18 protein-coding genes and 1 pseudogene are annotated in these 16,092 nt (G+C 60.9%); 2 read left to right on the forward strand and 17 right to left on the reverse strand.

The genetic code is table 11. The features are described from left to right. Positions 1-10: 10 nt before the first annotated feature. From glpD to X760_RS47545, 9 genes and pseudogenes are all read right to left on the reverse strand, one after another. Positions 11-1,537: a glycerol-3-phosphate dehydrogenase gene (gene glpD, locus X760_RS47505; protein WP_023717775.1), complete on the reverse strand. Its 1,527-nt coding sequence runs from the start codon at positions 1,535-1,537 to the stop codon at positions 11-13. A gap of 125 nt (positions 1,538-1,662) precedes the next feature. After that, complete coding sequence (locus tag X760_RS47510) at positions 1,663-2,430, reverse strand: DeoR/GlpR family DNA-binding transcription regulator (RefSeq protein ID WP_023717776.1); 768 nt, start codon at positions 2,428-2,430, stop codon at positions 1,663-1,665. Positions 2,431-2,558: 128 nt separating this feature from the next. Next, a pseudogene (locus tag X760_RS47515) lies at positions 2,559-3,875 on the reverse strand (pyridoxal-dependent decarboxylase). A gap of 58 nt (positions 3,876-3,933) precedes the next feature. Next, entirely contained in the window at positions 3,934-4,665 is a 732-nt protein-coding gene (locus X760_RS47520) for a peptidase (protein ID WP_023717777.1), read from the reverse strand. A gap of 30 nt (positions 4,666-4,695) precedes the next feature. Next, positions 4,696-5,490, reverse strand: coding sequence for a transglutaminase family protein (locus X760_RS47525; protein WP_023717778.1), 795 nt, complete (start codon positions 5,488-5,490; stop codon positions 4,696-4,698). A 61-nt stretch (positions 5,491-5,551) separates the two neighbouring features. After that, positions 5,552-6,493, reverse strand: coding sequence for an alpha-E domain-containing protein (locus tag X760_RS47530; RefSeq protein WP_023717779.1), 942 nt, complete (start codon positions 6,491-6,493; stop codon positions 5,552-5,554). Positions 6,494-6,556: 63 nt separating this feature from the next. Continuing rightward, positions 6,557-6,943 carry a four helix bundle protein gene (locus X760_RS47535; protein ID WP_348633209.1) on the reverse strand — a complete coding sequence of 129 codons (387 nt, stop codon included), beginning with the start codon at positions 6,941-6,943 and terminating at the stop codon, positions 6,557-6,559. Between the two features lie 44 nt (positions 6,944-6,987). Further along, positions 6,988-8,400, reverse strand: a complete 1,413-nt coding sequence (locus tag X760_RS47540; RefSeq protein WP_023717781.1) for a circularly permuted type 2 ATP-grasp protein — start codon at positions 8,398-8,400, stop codon at positions 6,988-6,990. 172 nt (positions 8,401-8,572) lie between these two features. After that, positions 8,573-8,809, reverse strand: coding sequence for an Lrp/AsnC ligand binding domain-containing protein (locus tag X760_RS47545; RefSeq protein WP_023674883.1), 237 nt, complete (start codon positions 8,807-8,809; stop codon positions 8,573-8,575). A gap of 242 nt (positions 8,810-9,051) precedes the next feature. Here X760_RS47545 and X760_RS47550 point away from each other — a divergent pair, with 242 nt between their 5' ends. Then, positions 9,052-9,471: a DUF4864 domain-containing protein gene (locus X760_RS47550; protein ID WP_023717782.1), complete on the forward strand. Its 420-nt coding sequence runs from the start codon at positions 9,052-9,054 to the stop codon at positions 9,469-9,471. Positions 9,472-9,497: 26 nt separating this feature from the next. Here X760_RS47550 and X760_RS47555 read toward each other — a convergent pair whose 3' ends face one another. From X760_RS47555 to coaD, 8 genes are all read right to left on the reverse strand, one after another. After that, positions 9,498-10,877: a hypothetical protein gene (locus X760_RS47555; protein WP_156948031.1), complete on the reverse strand. Its 1,380-nt coding sequence runs from the start codon at positions 10,875-10,877 to the stop codon at positions 9,498-9,500. A gap of 221 nt (positions 10,878-11,098) precedes the next feature. Beyond that, positions 11,099-12,229 carry a tRNA guanosine(34) transglycosylase Tgt gene (gene tgt, locus X760_RS47565; RefSeq protein ID WP_023717784.1) on the reverse strand — a complete coding sequence of 377 codons (1,131 nt, stop codon included), beginning with the start codon at positions 12,227-12,229 and terminating at the stop codon, positions 11,099-11,101. A gap of 8 nt (positions 12,230-12,237) precedes the next feature. Next, positions 12,238-12,507 carry a hypothetical protein gene (locus X760_RS47570; protein WP_023717785.1) on the reverse strand — a complete coding sequence of 90 codons (270 nt, stop codon included), beginning with the start codon at positions 12,505-12,507 and terminating at the stop codon, positions 12,238-12,240. Then, on the reverse strand, positions 12,497-13,582 hold the full coding sequence (gene queA / locus X760_RS47575) for a tRNA preQ1(34) S-adenosylmethionine ribosyltransferase-isomerase QueA (RefSeq protein WP_023717786.1): 1,086 nt from the start codon (positions 13,580-13,582) through the stop codon (positions 12,497-12,499). Before queA ends, X760_RS47570 begins: the two co-directional genes overlap by 11 nt. 12 nt (positions 13,583-13,594) lie before the next feature. Beyond that, positions 13,595-13,993, reverse strand: a complete 399-nt coding sequence (locus X760_RS47580) for a hypothetical protein (protein ID WP_023717787.1) — start codon at positions 13,991-13,993, stop codon at positions 13,595-13,597. After that, positions 13,990-14,502, reverse strand: a complete 513-nt coding sequence (locus X760_RS47585; RefSeq protein ID WP_023717788.1) for a peptidylprolyl isomerase — start codon at positions 14,500-14,502, stop codon at positions 13,990-13,992. The genes X760_RS47580 and X760_RS47585 overlap by 4 nt, the downstream gene beginning before the upstream one ends. 27 nt (positions 14,503-14,529) lie before the next feature. Then, positions 14,530-15,120 carry a peptidylprolyl isomerase gene (locus tag X760_RS47590; protein WP_023717789.1) on the reverse strand — a complete coding sequence of 197 codons (591 nt, stop codon included), beginning with the start codon at positions 15,118-15,120 and terminating at the stop codon, positions 14,530-14,532. 75 nt (positions 15,121-15,195) lie between these two features. Further along, the gene (gene coaD / locus X760_RS47595) at positions 15,196-15,696 is read right to left on the reverse strand and encodes a pantetheine-phosphate adenylyltransferase (protein ID WP_023717790.1); all 501 of its coding nucleotides are present in this window, start codon (positions 15,694-15,696) and stop codon (positions 15,196-15,198) included. A gap of 196 nt (positions 15,697-15,892) precedes the next feature. Between coaD and X760_RS74430 the strand changes: the two genes are divergently transcribed. Continuing rightward, entirely contained in the window at positions 15,893-16,045 is a 153-nt protein-coding gene (locus X760_RS74430) for a hypothetical protein (protein ID WP_023717791.1), read from the forward strand. Positions 16,046-16,092: the final 47 nt, after the last annotated feature.

Here is a 16,092-nt window from a genome sequence, read left to right on the forward strand (position 1 = left end):
TCGGCCGTCCCTATTCGGCAGCCGCTACGTGCTGCCGGCTTATTCCGCGCATGAACTCGTCGAGCACTGCCGCCTGCTCACGGCTGAGACGCAGGCCGCGCTTGGTCCGGCGCCACAATACATCCTCGGCGGTCATCGCCCATTCGTTTTCGACGAGGTAGCGCACCTCGGCTTCGTAGAGATCGGCGCCGAAGTTGCGGCCAAGATCGACGTTCGACTTGGCGAGGCCCAGCAGCTTCCTTGCGCGGGTGCCGTAGAGCCGAGTCAACCGGCGGGCCAGCCGCGCGTCGAGGAACGGGTACGCCGTTTTCAGTTTCGCCACCTCGGCATCGAAGCCGGTGACGGGAAAGTCACCGCCGGGCAGCGGCGCGTTTGCCGTCCATGGTTTGCCGCGCTTGCCGAGAAAACCCTCGATCTTCTCGAGCATCGATTCCGACAATCGGCGGTAGGTCGTGATCTTGCCGCCAAAGGCGTTGACGATCGGGGCGGCACCCTCGCCTCCATCGGCCTTCAGCACATAGTCGCGGGTGGCTTCCTGCGCCTTTGAGGCGCCATCGTCGTAGAGCGGGCGCACCGCGGAATAGGTCCAGACTATATCCGACGGATTGACCGGCTGCGCGAAATATTCGCTTGCCGCAGCGCAGAGATAGTCGATCTCGGCATCACTGATCCTGACGTCGTGCGGATCGCCGGGATAGTCCCGGTCGGTGGTGCCGATGAGCGTGAACTCGTCTTCGTATGGGATGGCGAAGATGATGCGCCCGTCCTTGTTCTGAAAGAAATAGGCGCGTGGGTCGTCGAATTTCTTGCCAACGACGATGTGGCTGCCTTGCACGAGGCGGACATTGTGCACGTCGTTCAAGCCGACGGTGGCTGAAAGCACCTGATCGACCCACGGGCCGGCGGCATTGACCAGCAGCCGCGCCTTGACCTCCTCGGTATCGCCGGTCCGCACGTTTTCAAGCCTGACCGTCCAGAGATTGCCTTCGCGGCGTGCGCTGACGACCCTTGTTCGGGTTCGAACGGTTGCACCGCGCTCGGCAGCGTCACGGGCGTTCAACACAACCAGCCGGGCATCGTTGACCCAACCGTCGGAATATTCGAACGCCTTTCGAAAAAGCGGCTTCAGCGGCTTGCCGGCCGGATCCTTGGCCATGTCCAGCGTTTTCGTCGGCGGCAGCAATTTGCGCCCGCCAATATGGTCGTAGAGAAAAAGCCCGAGCCGGATCAGCCAGGCCGGACGCAGCCCCTTGGCGTATGGCAGCACGAAGCGCATCGGCCAGATGATATGCGGCGCGTTCCTCCACAGGATCTCGCGTTCCATCAGCGCTTCGCGCACCAGGCGGAATTCGTAGAATTCGAGATAGCGCAAGCCGCCATGGATCAGTTTGGTCGAGCCGGAAGAGGTTCCGCTGGCCAGATCGTTCATCTCGGCAAGGAAGACCGAAAAGCCACGCCCAACGGCATCGCGGGCAATGCCGCAGCCATTGATGCCGCCACCGATGACGAAAATGTCGTGGATCGGTGATGCGCCCAAAGAAGTCCTCCCTCGATTTCGCATTGCAGCATTTTTGAGTTTTGCGAAACCGTGGCGGGATTATTTCGAAATGATAACGAATGTCAAACGAAATATGATCGGCGGCAGATGCCGCAGCGGCATCTCTAGGAGAGCGACGTTTCGATCAGCTGAACCTCTGCCTCCTGGCAGATCTTGCGCACCGACGGGATGTCGCAACGATCGGTGATGAAGGTGTTGACCTGCGACAGATGGCCGATGCGGACGGGCGCGGTGCGCTCGAATTTGGTCTGGTCCGACACCAGGATCACATGCCGCGCGTTGGCGATGATCGCCTGAGCCACCTTCACCTCGCGAAAATCGAAGTCGAGCAGTGCGCCGTCATGGTCGATGGCCGAGGCGCCGATCACCGCAAAATCGACTTTGAACTGCCTGATGAAATCGACCGCTGCCTCGCCGACCACGCCGCCGTCGGAACCGCGCACGACACCGCCGGCGATCACCACCTCGATCGAAGGATATATGCGCATTCTGTTGGCAACATTGATGTTATTGGTGATGACCATCAGGCCAATATGATCGAGCAGCGACTTGCTGACCGCTTCCGTCGTGGTCCCGATATTGATGAACAGAGAGGCGTTGTCAGGGATCAGCCGGGCTGCCGCGCGGCCGATCGCCTCCTTCTCCTCGGCGGCGATCTTGCGCCGGGCCTCATATTCCATGTTCTCGATGCCGGACGGGAACAATGCCCCGCCATGAATGCGGGACAAAAGCCGCTGGTCGCAGAGATCGTTGAGATCCTTGCGGATCGTCTGCGGCGTCACGTTGAAATGCGTCGCCAACTCCTCGACCAGTACGCGGCCATGATCTTTGGCCATCTGGATGATTTCGGAATGACGCGGCGACAGATACATCTAGCAACCTCTCATTTTCGTTTTTCTCGTCTATAGCTGAAAACGAAAGCCATGAACAGGTATGAGCCGGCTAATGAAAATCGGGCGACTGCAGAGAGAAAAGCTCCGGCGCAATCTCGACGAGGCTATCAACTCAGGCCCCGCGCGATCTCAGTGATGACCTCGAAAGCAGTATCGACGTCCGCCGCAGTCGTTTCGAACTGCCCGACCTGAAAGCGGATCGCCACCTGCCCGTCCACCCGAGTCTGCGTCAGGTAGATGCGGCCGTCATCGTTGATCGCGCTGACCAACCGCAAATTGTGCTTGTCAGAGTCGATGCCCGCAGCCGTAAGATGCCGGAACGAGAGCAGCGACAGCATCGGCTCCGTTACGATCTCGAAATCCGGTTCCCGAGCCAGCCGCGCGGCAAGGCTCTCGCTCCAGGCGACATGATTGCGGATCATGGTTCGCAGATTTTCCAAGCCATGTGCACGCAGCAGGAACCAAAGTTTCAGCGCGCGGAACCTCCGTCCGAGCGGCACCGACCATTCGGAATAATTGATGACCCCGTCGCGGCCATGTGTTCTCAAGAATTCGGGCTTGATCGCCAGCGTACGCACGAGGTCTTCCGGCTGGCGAACGAACTGCATCGAGCAATCGAACTGTGCGCCCAGCCATTTGTGCGGATTGAAGACGATCGAATCCGCATGTTCGGCGCCGGCCCAGAAATGCCGGAACTCGGGGCAGATCATGGCGGAGCCGGCCCATGCGGCATCGACATGCAGGTAGAGCCCGTGCCGCTTCGCCACCGCGCCAACAGCCGCGACATCGTCGGTGCCGCCGGTACTGGTGCCGCCGACGCTGGCGATGATGCCGGCCGGCAGCATGCCGTTTTCGCGGTCGGTGACGATCGCCGCTTCCAGAGCCGCCGTCTGCATGGCGCGAAAGCGTCCGGCGACCGGAATGCGCACGAGGTTCGCCTCGCCGATGCCCGACACCCAGATCGCCCGGTCTATGGAAGTATGGACTTGGTCGGAAGAATAGACCCGCACGATCGGCTGGCCTTGCAGGCCGCTCTTGTTGNTTCAGACGTGTGCTCTTCCGATCTCGACGACCCGCATCTCGAGCTCGGTTGCGGCCGGCGAGGTCTGCCAGAGCATGCATTGCGCAGCCATTGCGGAAACCAGATACTCGGCCACGACGGAGGCCGGGGCCGCATTGGCCGGAAAATAGGCGAAGAAACGCGGATGCTGCCAGTGCGTCATGCCCGGCAGGATCTTTTGCTCGAAATCGGCGAAGATTGCCTGCATCGTTTCGCCGTCTTCCGGCGGCGCGACATCGATGCTTTTGAAGATTTCGCCCGGCTCGACAAGCGGCCGCACCGGTCTTTCGCGAAGGCTGTTTCTGTAGTCGGCGCCCCATTCAGCCGCTCGCAGCGACCATTCGCGGAATTCGTTGCTATTCATCTTCGCCTCCGTAGCGCCTCAGCGAGCCGCGATCAAAGAGCACGAAAAACGAAGGTTTTCATTCGGGAAAATCAGGCAAGCTCGCAAAGGCGGTCTTCAGCGCGTTCGACCAGCTATCCGAGATCGTGCGATAATATTGATCGTCATGGTTTATTCGCTTTTTGAGGCCGACCTTGAAAGTGTCCTTTTCATAGAACAGCAGGTCGAGCGGCAGGCCGACCGACAGGTTCGACTTCAGCGTCGAATCGAACGACACCAGCAACAGCTTTACCGTCTCGGCGAAACTCATCGTCTTTTCGTAGGTCCGGATGATGATCGGCTTGCCGTATTTGGTCTCACCGATCTGGAAGAACGGCGTATCGTCGGTCGATTCGATGAAATTGCCTTCCGGATAGATCATGAACAGGCGCGGCGCGCTGCCCTTGATCTGACCGCCGAGGATGAAGGAGGCGTTGAAATAGGAATCCGCCTTTTCGCCGGCCGGCGACGAACTGGCGATGACCTCCTTGACGGTGTCTCCGACCAACCGGACTGTCTGGTACATGGAGGGCGTTTCGAGCAGCGTGGCATGGCGCTCCGCCACTGCCTTGGTGCGTTCGTCGAGCAGGCTGACTACGGCCTGGGTTGTCGCCAGATTGCCGGCCGACATCAAAACGATGACGCGCTCGCCCGGCTCCTCCCAGACATGCATCTTCCTGAAGGTCGAGATCGAATCCATGCCGGCATTGGTGCGCGTGTCCGACATGAACACGAGCCCGCGATCGATCTTCAGGCCGACGCAATAGGTCATCGAATCTCTTTGGCAACAATCTTGCCGGGATTACTGCTCCACGGTGACGGTGACCGCAAGCTGTTCTTCCGCCTGTCCCAGCCGAATTCCCGATACCGGCGTGGCGTCGCGATAATCGCGGCCGATCGCCACCTTTACATAGCGCTCGTCGGGAGAAATGCCGTTGGCGACATCGAAGGAGACCCAGCCCAGGCCCGAGACATGCGCCTCGGCCCAAGCGTGGCTTGCCGCCTGCTCGATCGCTGCATCCATCATCAGATAGCCGCTGACGTAGCGCGCCGGGAAATCCATGGCGCGAGCCGCGGCAACGAAGATATGGCTGTGGTCCTGGCAAACGCCGGTCTTGAGCGCAAGGGCCTCTTCGGCCGGCGTCGTCGCGTTGGTGGTGCCGGGTGTATAAGCGACACGCTCGCCGATCACGGCCATTAGCCGGTGCAGCCTTTCGATGTCGGTGCCCTTGCCCACCGAGGCAGCAAGCTCACGAATGCCGCTGCCGATCGTCGTCAGCGGCGTTTCATGGCCGAACAGCCAGAGCGGCGCGAAACCCTGATGCGGTCCGCAGACACCGGCGGTATCGCGCGTCACCACTTCGCCAGCTGCTTCGACTGTGATGAAGTCGCGCTCGCCCTCGACGCTCAACAGCCGGGTATCATTGCCGAAATGGTCGGTGAACCGCACTTCCTCGCGCGCGCCTTCGATCTTCAGCGCCCAGGACAGCACCGTCTGGGTGCGCCCGTTCACCGGGAGCAGCCGCAAACGCTGCAACAGATAATGCACCGGCGCATCGTAGCGGTATTCGGTCCGGTGGGTGATCTTCAGCCGCATCGCTCTCGTCCCTGGAGCATGAGCCTTACCGAAAACCGGTCTTCGTTTTTTGGGATCATGCTCAATAGAACCTGTAATCCTGCGCGATCTCATCGCCGAGCCTGGTGTTGTCGCGGATGAAATTGGCCAGGAATTCGTGCAGGCCGGCGTCGAAAATATCCTTGATCGAGCCGGCCGTCAGCATGGAATGGGTCTTGGCGGCCGTCGCATGACAGGCGTGGCGCTCACCATAGTCGTCACCCAGGAATTTGAGATGCTCCGTCAGGAAGCGGTAGCAAAAGGTCAGCGAGCGCGGCATGCGGACATTGAGGATCAGATAGTCGGCGATGTTGCTCGGCTTGTAGTCGGCGTCATAGACCCAGCGGTAGGAGCGGTGCGCCGACACCGAGCGCAGGATCGATTCCCACTGGTAGTTGTCGAGCGTCGAGCCGACCCAGGAGATCGACGGCAACAGAACATAGTACTTCACGTCCAGGATGCGCGCGGTGTTGTCGGCGCGTTCGACATAGGTGCCGAGCTGCGAGAAATCGAAGATCTCGTTGCGCAGCATGGTGCCGTAGAACGAGCCGCGGATCAGCGCCGTCTCGCGCTTGATTGCGTCGAGCGCGCTGGGCAGGTCGCGCTCGTCGATCGGCTTGGCCAACATCCGTTTCAGCGACATCCAGGCTTCGTTGATGCTTTCCCAGGTTTCACGCGTCAATGCTGTGCGCACCATGCGGGCATTGTTACGGGCCGTTTCGATAGACGACATCGTGCTCGACGGGTTCGACGTATCGCGCAGCAGGTAGTCGGCGACATTGGCGGCGGTGTAGTCCGAATATTTCTGCGTGAAGCTGGCGTCCGAGCCGGCACTGAGCAGCACCGAATTCCACTCCTCCGAAGCATTCTGCGTGCGAGTGAGCGCCATGCGCAGGCCGGCATCCACCAACCGCGCCATGTTCTCCGCCCGCTCGATATAGCGGTTCATCCAATAGAGCCCGTTGGCGGTGCGGCCGAGAAGCATGTCAACGTGCCTCGATGCTGAGTGAGTAGCGAATAGCGAATAGCGAATAGGGGAAAATCGGCTTCATGATTTCTGTTGCAGACTCCTGATCATCGAACGCAGCATTCTCCCGATCTCATCGGCCTGGCCAAGCAAACGCAATACGTCCTGCTCAACCATCAGCGCTACCCTTCCAGACAAGATTAGGTGCGTTTCCAACTCTTTGAAAGAACCTTGCGCTATGCGAAGATATTGAACGAACGATCCCGTGTTTTCTCGCCCGTGCCCTTCGGCGACATTTGCCGCAATCGATACAGATGATCGCCGTATCTGAGACGTCATCCCGTAAACTTCGCTGCTCGGAAAGGCTTTCGTTGCCGAATAGCAATCTACAGCCAATTCAACGGCCGCCTTCCAAACAATCAAGTCCCTGTAAGAGTTAATAGTCGTGTTGGTGCCCCTCTTCCCTATTCGCTACTCACTATTCGCTATTCGCTACTCACTATTCACTCGCTCTAATCATCCAACACCCAAGTATCCTTCGTGCCGCCGCCTTGCGAGGAATTGACGACCAGCGAGCCTTCCTTGAGCGCTACTCGCGTCAGTCCACCGGGCACGATCTGGATACGGTCGGACACCAGCACATAGGGGCGCAGATCGACATGGCGCGGCGCCAGCCCCTTGTCCGTCAGGATCGGACAGGTCGACAGCGCCAGCGTCGGCTGGGCAATGTAGTTCGACGGTTTTGCCGCGAGCTTTTTGGAAAAATCCTCGCATTCCTTCTTGGTCGCCGCAGGTCCTACCAGCATGCCGTAACCGCCGGACCCGTGGACCTCCTTGATCACCAGTTCGTCGATGTGCTCCAGCACATATTTCAGGCTGTCCGGTTCCGAGCAGCGCCAGGTCGGGATGTTGCCGAGCATCGCCTTGCGGCCGGTGTAGAATTCGACGATTTCGGGCATGTAGGAATAGATCGCCTTGTCGTCGGCAATGCCGGTTCCGGGCGCATTGGCGATCGTGATATTGCCGGCGCGGTAGACGTCCATAATGCCCGGCACGCCAAGGGCTGAGTCCGGGCGGAAGGTCAGCGGATCGAGGAACGAGTCGTCGACGCGCCGGTAGAGCACGTCGATCTGCTTGTAGCCCTCGGTCGTGCGCATCGCGACATGGCCATCGACGACGCGCAGATCCTGCCCTTCGACGAGTTGCACCCCCATCTGGTCGGCAAGGAAAGCATGTTCGAAATAGGCCGAGTTGAAGCTGCCCGGCGTCAGCACGGCAATGGTCGGCGCGCCCTTGGTGCTTTGCGGCCGCACTGCGGCCAGCGACTGGCGCAAGAGCTGCGGATAATTCTCCACCGGCCGCACCTTGATCTGCTGGAACAACTCGGGAAAGAGCTGCATCATCGTCTCGCGGTTCTCCAGCATGTAGGAGACGCCGGACGGCGTGCGCGCATTGTCCTCCAGCACGTAGAACTCGTTCTCGCTGATGCGTACGATGTCGACGCCGATGATATGGGTATAGACGCCGGCCGGCGGCCGCACCCCGATCATTTCGGGCAGGAACGCCTCGTTCTTGGCGATCAACTCCTTCGGCACGCGGCCGGCACGCAAGATTTCCTGACGATGGTAGATGTCGTCGAGAAAGGCGTTCAGCGCCTGGACGCGCTGCTCGATGCCTTGCGTCAGCCGTCGCCATTCGTTGCCGGAAATGATGCGCGGAACGATGTCGAAGGGTATCAGCCGCTCCGATGCTTCCTGCTCGCCGTAAACGGCGAATGTGATGCCGGTCTTGCGAAAGACGCGTTCGGCGTCCTGCATCTTCTCGTTAAGCCTGGCCGGGTCCTGTTCCTTCAGCCAGCGATCGTAAGCCGAATACGGTTTTCTCAGCCCGGAAACTTCCGGAAGCATTTCATCGAACGCTGCCAATCGTATACTCCCCTGTGGCGCCATTTCACTGGCCTCGTTGGAGAAAATCAAGCGCAATCGGTGATTTGGTGGGCGCCGGCGATCAGTATATCGCTCTTGCCTAAAATTAAGGCAGTGCCGATAGGGCCGTAGTCAGGCTTTGCTTCGTGTCCGGGCAGATGCCGGATGCGGATCAAAACGCGCGAAAGGTGACGACCGTGAACGTGTCTTTGATGCCGGGAAGAATCTGCACTTTCTCGTTGACGAAGTGGCCGATGTCTTCCTCGTCGTCGACATAGAATTTGGCGAGCAGGTCGTAGTTTCCGGCTGTCGAGTAGATTTCGGAAGCGATCTCGGCATCGGCCAGGGCGCTGGCAACGTCATAGGCCTTGCCCAGATCGCACTTTATCTGCACGAAAAATGCTTTCATTGCCTGGTCCTGCCCAACATCGCACGCTCTAGGTAAAATCGAGCGGCCCTTGTGGCAGACTGCCGCCTGGCTTTCAAGCATCGGCCATCGCTCAGGCTGTTCTAGCCTCGACAATGCTTTCTCGGTCTGGACACAGCTCGCGGCGCCGAATGTTTGCGCTCGGCTGAAACCCTCGAGCACTGCAAAGCGTATAGTATCATGTACCTCGGACAGCGATTTCTCAGGGACAACGGAGACAGGCCATGCGCCGCGCGTTTTTCGCATTCGCAGTCGTTCCATTCATTTTCGCATCCCAGGCCTTTGCTGGCGACGCCGAAGTCAAGGCGGCGCAAACGGTCATCGATGGTCAATTGAAGGCCTTCATCGCCAACGACGGAGCGACGGCCTACAGCTTTGCCGCACCAAATGTGAAACGCATCTTTCCAACTGTCGATACCTTCATGAACATGGTGACCAACGGCTACCCGCCGGTGCGCCAACCGCAGACCTACTCCTTCGGCAAGGTTCGCGAGACGAGCCCGACCTCGATCATCCAGCAGGTGCTGATCGTCGGCCCGGATGGCAAGGACTATGAGGCGGTCTACACGCTCGAACTACAGCCTGACGGCAGCTTTCGGATCACCGGCTGCAGCCTGCGCGCGTCCACGTCGCTCAGCACCTGAGGGTGCTTGAGGAGGGCAAAGTTGTCTCAATCCTGTCGCCGGTAGAGCGTCCAGCTCAGGCCTGAAAACCCCCAGTGTCTCGACGCGTCGGCCCGTTCATACGCCAAAGTGCATGCGGCCGTCGGTTCAACATGTTCGGCTTGCTTGTCCACATCCCCCTCGAGGATCAGCCAAGCCGGCCGGTCGGCGCACATCCTGTTTTCCGGAACCAGCCAAGCCCGACGATCCGTCCGCGCCGCAAAATAATCGACGACCATGGCGGTGCGGAAATCACTGTTGCTCGCATAGGCGGCAGTGCCGTTCCTGGTCATTTCATCGACCATAGCAGCGTACGAGCCGCGTCCGTACTGATAGAATTGGAGCAGCGACGAAATGCTTCCACTCACCACGATCGCCAGTGCTCCCACCGCAAATAGCCTGGCAGTCCCGCGAGCAGCCAAGCCGCGACCGATCATCTCGCCGGCCCAGAGCAGCAGCAATGTTCCGCTGATGATGAAATAGCGCGGAAACTCGAGATTGGGCAGATGTGTCGCCGCCATGAGCAAAGGCAGTCCGATAATCCCGATGACATAGAGGCTGGCCCGGCGATCGCACCAGACACCAGCGGAGAGGCCAACAAGACCGCAGGCGGCAACGATATACGGCCAGTCGCCGAACCAGGGGGGCAGCCCGAACAGAGAGCGGATCATTCCGCCATAGCCCTGCGCGAAGGCGGCAATCGAGAACGGCGAAACACCACCGACACTGAAGCCGAACAGCCTGCCGCCGATAAACACGCAGGCAGCCAGCGGCAGCACGGCAAGCAAGGCCGGCAGGAAGATCGACGCCAGATCCGCAACGACACGGCTGACCCTCGCCGTACGCTGCCAGGCGAGCCACGCGGTCCAGATTGCGAGGACTGCCACCATTCCGATCATGGTGAGATGGCATAGGAACCCGAAAGGGATCGCCGCTGCCAAGGCCGTGCCAGACAACCGTTTGTTGTCGAGCCGGCGCTCCAGAAAAACCACCGAAAGCAGCGTAAAGAGCACAAGGCCGGCATAGCCACGCGCCTCCGAGCCGTAGTGCACCATCGGATAGCTCACGGCAAACAACAGGCTTGTGGCAATCATCGCCCGTCGTCCGTGCGGTGCGGCGGTCGCTGCCGCCGCAACTGTCGTGGCAACACCTAGTGCTATCGACAGGCCTCGCTGGATCAAAGGCGAAGCGTCGGGGCCGATGAGATAGAGATAGACCGAGTTGAGGAAATGATTGTTGTCGTGATTGACGCGCCAGAATATCTGGTCGATCGAGGTCAGCGGCTCAATCAGCGCAAAGCTCCAGATCTCGTCCAGCCAAAGGTCGCCGCGCGCGCCAAGCAAGCGCAAAACCAAGCCGGTCACGGCGATGACCAGAACGGCAAGCAACGACCCCGCCGTCCATTGCTGGACCGCCACGGAGGGCGAAGGCGAAGGCTCGGCGCTGCCATTCGTCCGCACCGTCGTGCCAGGAACTGAAACTTGCCCCGAAACGAACAGGTTCTTGATCCTCGCCCGATGTCGTCCGGCAATGCTTATTAGGCAGACGTTTCAAAACAGTTCATGGCAGGTGCGACTCCTCCCTGGAGCCGGATTCCTGGCGAGCACGCCTACCGGACGGGGAGGTCACCGTTTGCCCATTGCTGCGTGATGATCTCAGCTTGTCCGGCGAACCTGCCAGCCCCGATCGCTTCGCGAACGTCGCGCATCAGCTGCTGGTAGTAGGACAGATTGTTCCAGGTCAGGAGCATCGCCCCGAGCGCCTCTTGCGAGCGCACCAGGTGGTGCAGATAGGCGCGCGAATAGTCGCGTGCGGCCGGGCAGTCGCTTTCCTCATCGAGCGGGCGCGGATCGTCGGCATGGCGGGCGTTGCGCAGATTGACCTTGCCGCGCCGTGTATAGGCAAGGCCATGCCGCCCTGCCCGCGTCGGCATCACGCAGTCGAACATGTCGATGCCGCGCGCCACCGACTTCAAGATGTCGTCCGGCGTACCGACACCCATCAGGTACCGCGGCCGATCAGCCGGCAACTCCGGGCAAGTGATGTCGAGCATCTCCAGCATCACCGCTTGCGGCTCGCCGACGGCCAACCCGCCGACCGCGTAGCCCTTCAGCTCCATCGCCTTCAGCGCCTGCGTCGAGCGCAGCCGCAGGTCCGGTATATCGCCGCCTTGCACAATGCCGAACATCGCCTTGCCGGGCTGCTCGCCGAACGCCGTCTTGCAGCGCTCGGCCCAGCGCAACGACAACTCCATGGCACGCTCGATCTCTTTTTCCTTGGCCGGCAGCGCCGTGCACTCGTCGAGTTGCATCTGGATGTCTGAATCGAGCAGCCCCTGGATCTCGATGGAACGCTCCGGCGACATCTCGTAGGCGCCGCCGTCGATATGCGAACGAAAGGTCACGCCGTTCTCGGTCAGTTTCCTCAGCTTCGACAGCGACATCACCTGGAAGCCGCCGCTGTCGGTGAGGATCGGATAGGGCCAGCGGGCGAATTCATGCAGGCCGCCGAGCCGAGCCACGCGCTCGGCGCCGGGTCTCAGCATCAGGTGGTAGGTATTGCCAAGGATGATGTCCGAGCCGACACCGCGCACCTGATCCATATACATGGCTTTCACCGTGCCGCCGGTGCCGACCGGCATGAAAGCGGGCGTGCGGATTTCCCCGCGCGGCATGGTGATTGAGCCGCGCCGGGCTCTGCCTTCGGTCGCCAGCACCTTGAAGGCGAATGCGTTAGTCATTGAATTCCCTAGCCATCGAACTCCTTGTCGAACACCGGCGCGTCCGGAGCCTGTCGGTCGAGCGACTGCCGGTAGCGGATGCAGCCGCGCATGAATTTCGGCCAGGGCGGCACGGCAATCGCCGGCTCGGTCTTTTCGGGTAAAAGCGACCAGAGGTCGGGGTGATGCCAGCACAGATCATGGCCGGTGGCGTCGCGGTGTTGGCGGATGCCGGCGCGCAGTTTCCTGACCTCGGCGAGCAAGGCTTCGCGGCCGAAAGTTTCCAGGTCATCGTCCATCGTTATCCTCCCTGAACAGAAGACTTGCGTCTCCATAGGAATAGAACCTGTAGCGGTTCTCAATGGCATGCGCATAGGCCGCGTGCATCGTCTGCAAACCGCAGAAGGCCGAAACCAGCATGAACAGCGTCGAACGCGGCAGATGGAAATTGGTCATCAGCATGTCGGCGGTCTTGAAGCGATAGCCGGGCGTGATGAAGATGTCGGTCGGGCCTGACCATGCGGCCAGCCTGCCGTCCTTGCCAGCCGCGCTCTCCAACAAACGCAGCGATGTCGTGCCGACAGCGATAATGCGCCCTCCTTTTGCTCTCGCCGCATTCAGCGCCTCGGCGGTTTCCGGGCTGACCGAACCGGTTTCGGCGTGCATCTTGTGGTCGGCGGTGTCGTCCGCCTTCACCGGCAAAAACGTGCCGGCGCCGACATGCAGCGTGACGAAACGGCGCTCGATGCCATTGGCGTCGAGCGCGGCAAACAGCTCCGGCGTGAAATGCAGCCCCGCCGTCGGCGCGGCCACGGCGCCCTCCTCCCTGGCATAGATGGTCTGGTAATCGCTGCGGTCGCGCTCGTCGTCGTCACGCTTGGAGGCGATGTAGGGCGGCAGCGGGATGTGGCCGACGGCGTGCAGAGCCTCATCGAGGAACGGACCCGACAGGTCGAAGCCGAGCAGCACCTCGCCACCTTCACCCTTCTCGATCACGGTCGCGTCGAGCTGGCCGAGAAAGCAGGAATTGGCATCATGACCGAAATGGATGCGATCGCCGGCGGCGACGCGCTTGCCCGGCCGCATGAAGGCGAGCCACCGGTCGGGCGCCGTCCGCATGTGCAGCGTGGCTTCGACCTGCGCCGCTGCCTCGCCGCGCCGCCTGATGCCTTTCAGCTGCGCAGGAATGACCTTGGTGTCGTTGAAAACCAGCACATCACCAGCCTTGAGCAGGGACGGCAGGTCGCGCACGGTCATGTCCTCGAGCCCCGCGCCCGGCCTGACCACCAGCATTCTGGCACTGTCGCGCGGCTCGGCTGGGCGAAGCGCGATGCGCTCCTCCGGCAGATCGAAGTCAAAAAGGTCGACGCGCAAGAAATCCCCGCCTCAAGGTTCCGGGCAGGTCACCGCCCAGGCGCCGACACCGTCTATGCTCAATGTGCCGCCCATCGCGAAACTGGACTGCTCGCTGGCCTTGACCAGCCGCAATCTGGCGACGATCGAGCTGAGGCCCTCATCAGTGAGATCGATCAGCATACGCTCGTCGTCCTCGAATGCCTGTCCGACGATGACTTTCGTTGAACCCGGCTGGCCGTCCGTGGTCCATGTCTTGCCGCCGGCATCCAGCCACACGCGCGCCACTGCAATGACGGCTGTGTGTCCCATCAACACGTCGATCGATGCCGCGCCGCCGTCGGCGCTGCAAACGATCGATTCCGTCGCCACCGCCGGAGTGGCCGCCGCGACGAGCACAAATGCGATGGCCGCGACAGCCCGGCTGGTCATTTCACGTCGGCCGCGACCTTGAGCGACACGATCTTGTCGGGATCCTGCACCGGTTCGCCGCGCTTGATCTTGTCGACATTGTCCATGCCTTCGATGACCTGGCCCCACACCGTGTACTGGCGGTTGAGGAAGGCGGCATCGTCGAAGCAGATGAAGAACTGCGAATTGGCCGAGTTCGGGTTCTGCGAGCGCGCCATCGAGCAGGTGCCGCGGCCGTGGTTGGCGTTGGAGAACTCGGCCTTCAAGTCGGGCTTGTCGGAACCGCCCGTACCGGCGCGGGTCGGCGCGAAAGACGGCTTATTGGAATTGCCGAATTTCACGTCACCGGTCTGCGCCATGAAGCCGTCGATGACGCGGTGGAAGACTACGCCGTCATAGGCGCCTTCGCGCGCCAGCTCCTTGATGCGGCCGACATGGCCGGGCGCCAGGTCTGGGAACAATTCAATGACGACCTTGCCCTTGGTCGTGTCCATGATAAGCGCGTTCTCGCGGTCCTTGATCTCGGCCATGTCAGAATATCCTTTTGAAACTTGGGTTTACTTGCCGTCAGCGGCGATACGCACCTTGATCATGCGATCGGGGTCGGTCACCGTCCCGTTCTGCGCCGCTTCGCCTTTCTTGATGTGGTCCACCAGCTCCATGCCGCTGACGACATTGCCGACGATGGTGTACTGGCCGTCGAGCGGCGGTGCCGGCGCGAACATGATGAAGAATTGCGAATTGGCGGAATTCGGATCGTCGGAGCGGGCCATGCCGACCACGCCGCGCTGGTAGTGCTCGGTGCTGGAGAATTCGGCCGGCAGGTCGGGAAGATCGGAACCGCCGGTGCCGACGGCGTCGGCATTGAAGCCGCTCTTCATATTGCCGAACTTGACGTCGCCGGTCTGCGCCATGAAGCCGTCGATGACGCGGTGGAAGGCAACGTTGTCGTAGGCGCCCTGGCGCACCAGCTTTTTGATCTGCGCGACGTGCTTCGGCGCAAGGTCGGGCCTCAGCGCGACGGTCACGTCGCCGTCCTTCAGCGTTACGATCATGGTGTTTTCCGGATCGGCGGCAAAGGCCGACACGGATGCCGTCACAAGACCGGCAAGCACGGCAAGCAAGAAGGCAAGCTTTTTCAGCTGCATGGGATCTTTCTCCGAATATCTTCGTTCATGCATGTCGTTACCCAAAACCGGGCTCCACTTTTGAGCGACATGCATTTATTTCGCGAATTTGGCGGTGAGCGCGCCGGCCACGGCCGCCGGCACGAAGTGGCGGATGTCGCCTCCCATCGAAGCTATCTGGCGCACAAGTGTGGCGGTAATGGTGCGCACCGAGGGGCTGGCGGGCAGGAAAACCGTCTGCAGCTCAGGCGCCATGGTCTCGTTCATGCCGGCCATCTGCATCTCGTAGTCGAGATCGGTGCCGTCGCGCAGGCCGCGGATCATGATCGAGGCGCCATGCTTCCTGGCCGCGTCGATGACCAGACCGTCGAAGGCGACCACTTTGATGCGCGCACCGTCGCTGCCGAATTCCGCCTTCGTTGCCGTTTCGATCAGATCGACCCGTTCCTCGAAGGAAAACAATGGCTTCTTGCCGGGATGGATGCCGATCGCCGCATAGATGGTGTCCGCCACGGCCAGCGACGCCTTCAGCACGTCGAGATGGCCGTTGGTCAGCGGGTCGAAAGAGCCGGCATAAAGGGCGATGCGTTCGGTCATGGCAGGTGCTTCTAGCGAGCCTCTCCCCTAAAGGCAAATCCGATCGGCAGGCCCGCCCCATGAACCTTTTGGCCGACGTGAACGACAGATGAATGTGCCGCTCACAACGGCTTCACGCAGTGTTCACTAAGTTGCAGCTTCGAAAGATGAAACCAAACACCCATCTAACCGTTGTTAGGCGCAGGAGAACACGCACATGCTGATCTACATGCTCGCCACCGCAATGACCGTCGCCATGCTGATCGCTACCGTATTCGGGTTGCATCAGGAAGCACAGCGAGTCCGCGCCAAGGCCAATACCAAACGGTTCGAAGGCTTCGGCATCCGCAAGCCTTATCGCCACTTCTAGATTGCTGGGGTTTCTTGAGAACGCCGGCCCATAGGGCTGGCGCCGTC

The sequence above is a fragment of the Mesorhizobium sp. LSHC420B00 genome (assembly GCF_000503055.1).
Classification (GTDB): Bacteria; Pseudomonadota; Alphaproteobacteria; order Rhizobiales; family Rhizobiaceae; genus Mesorhizobium.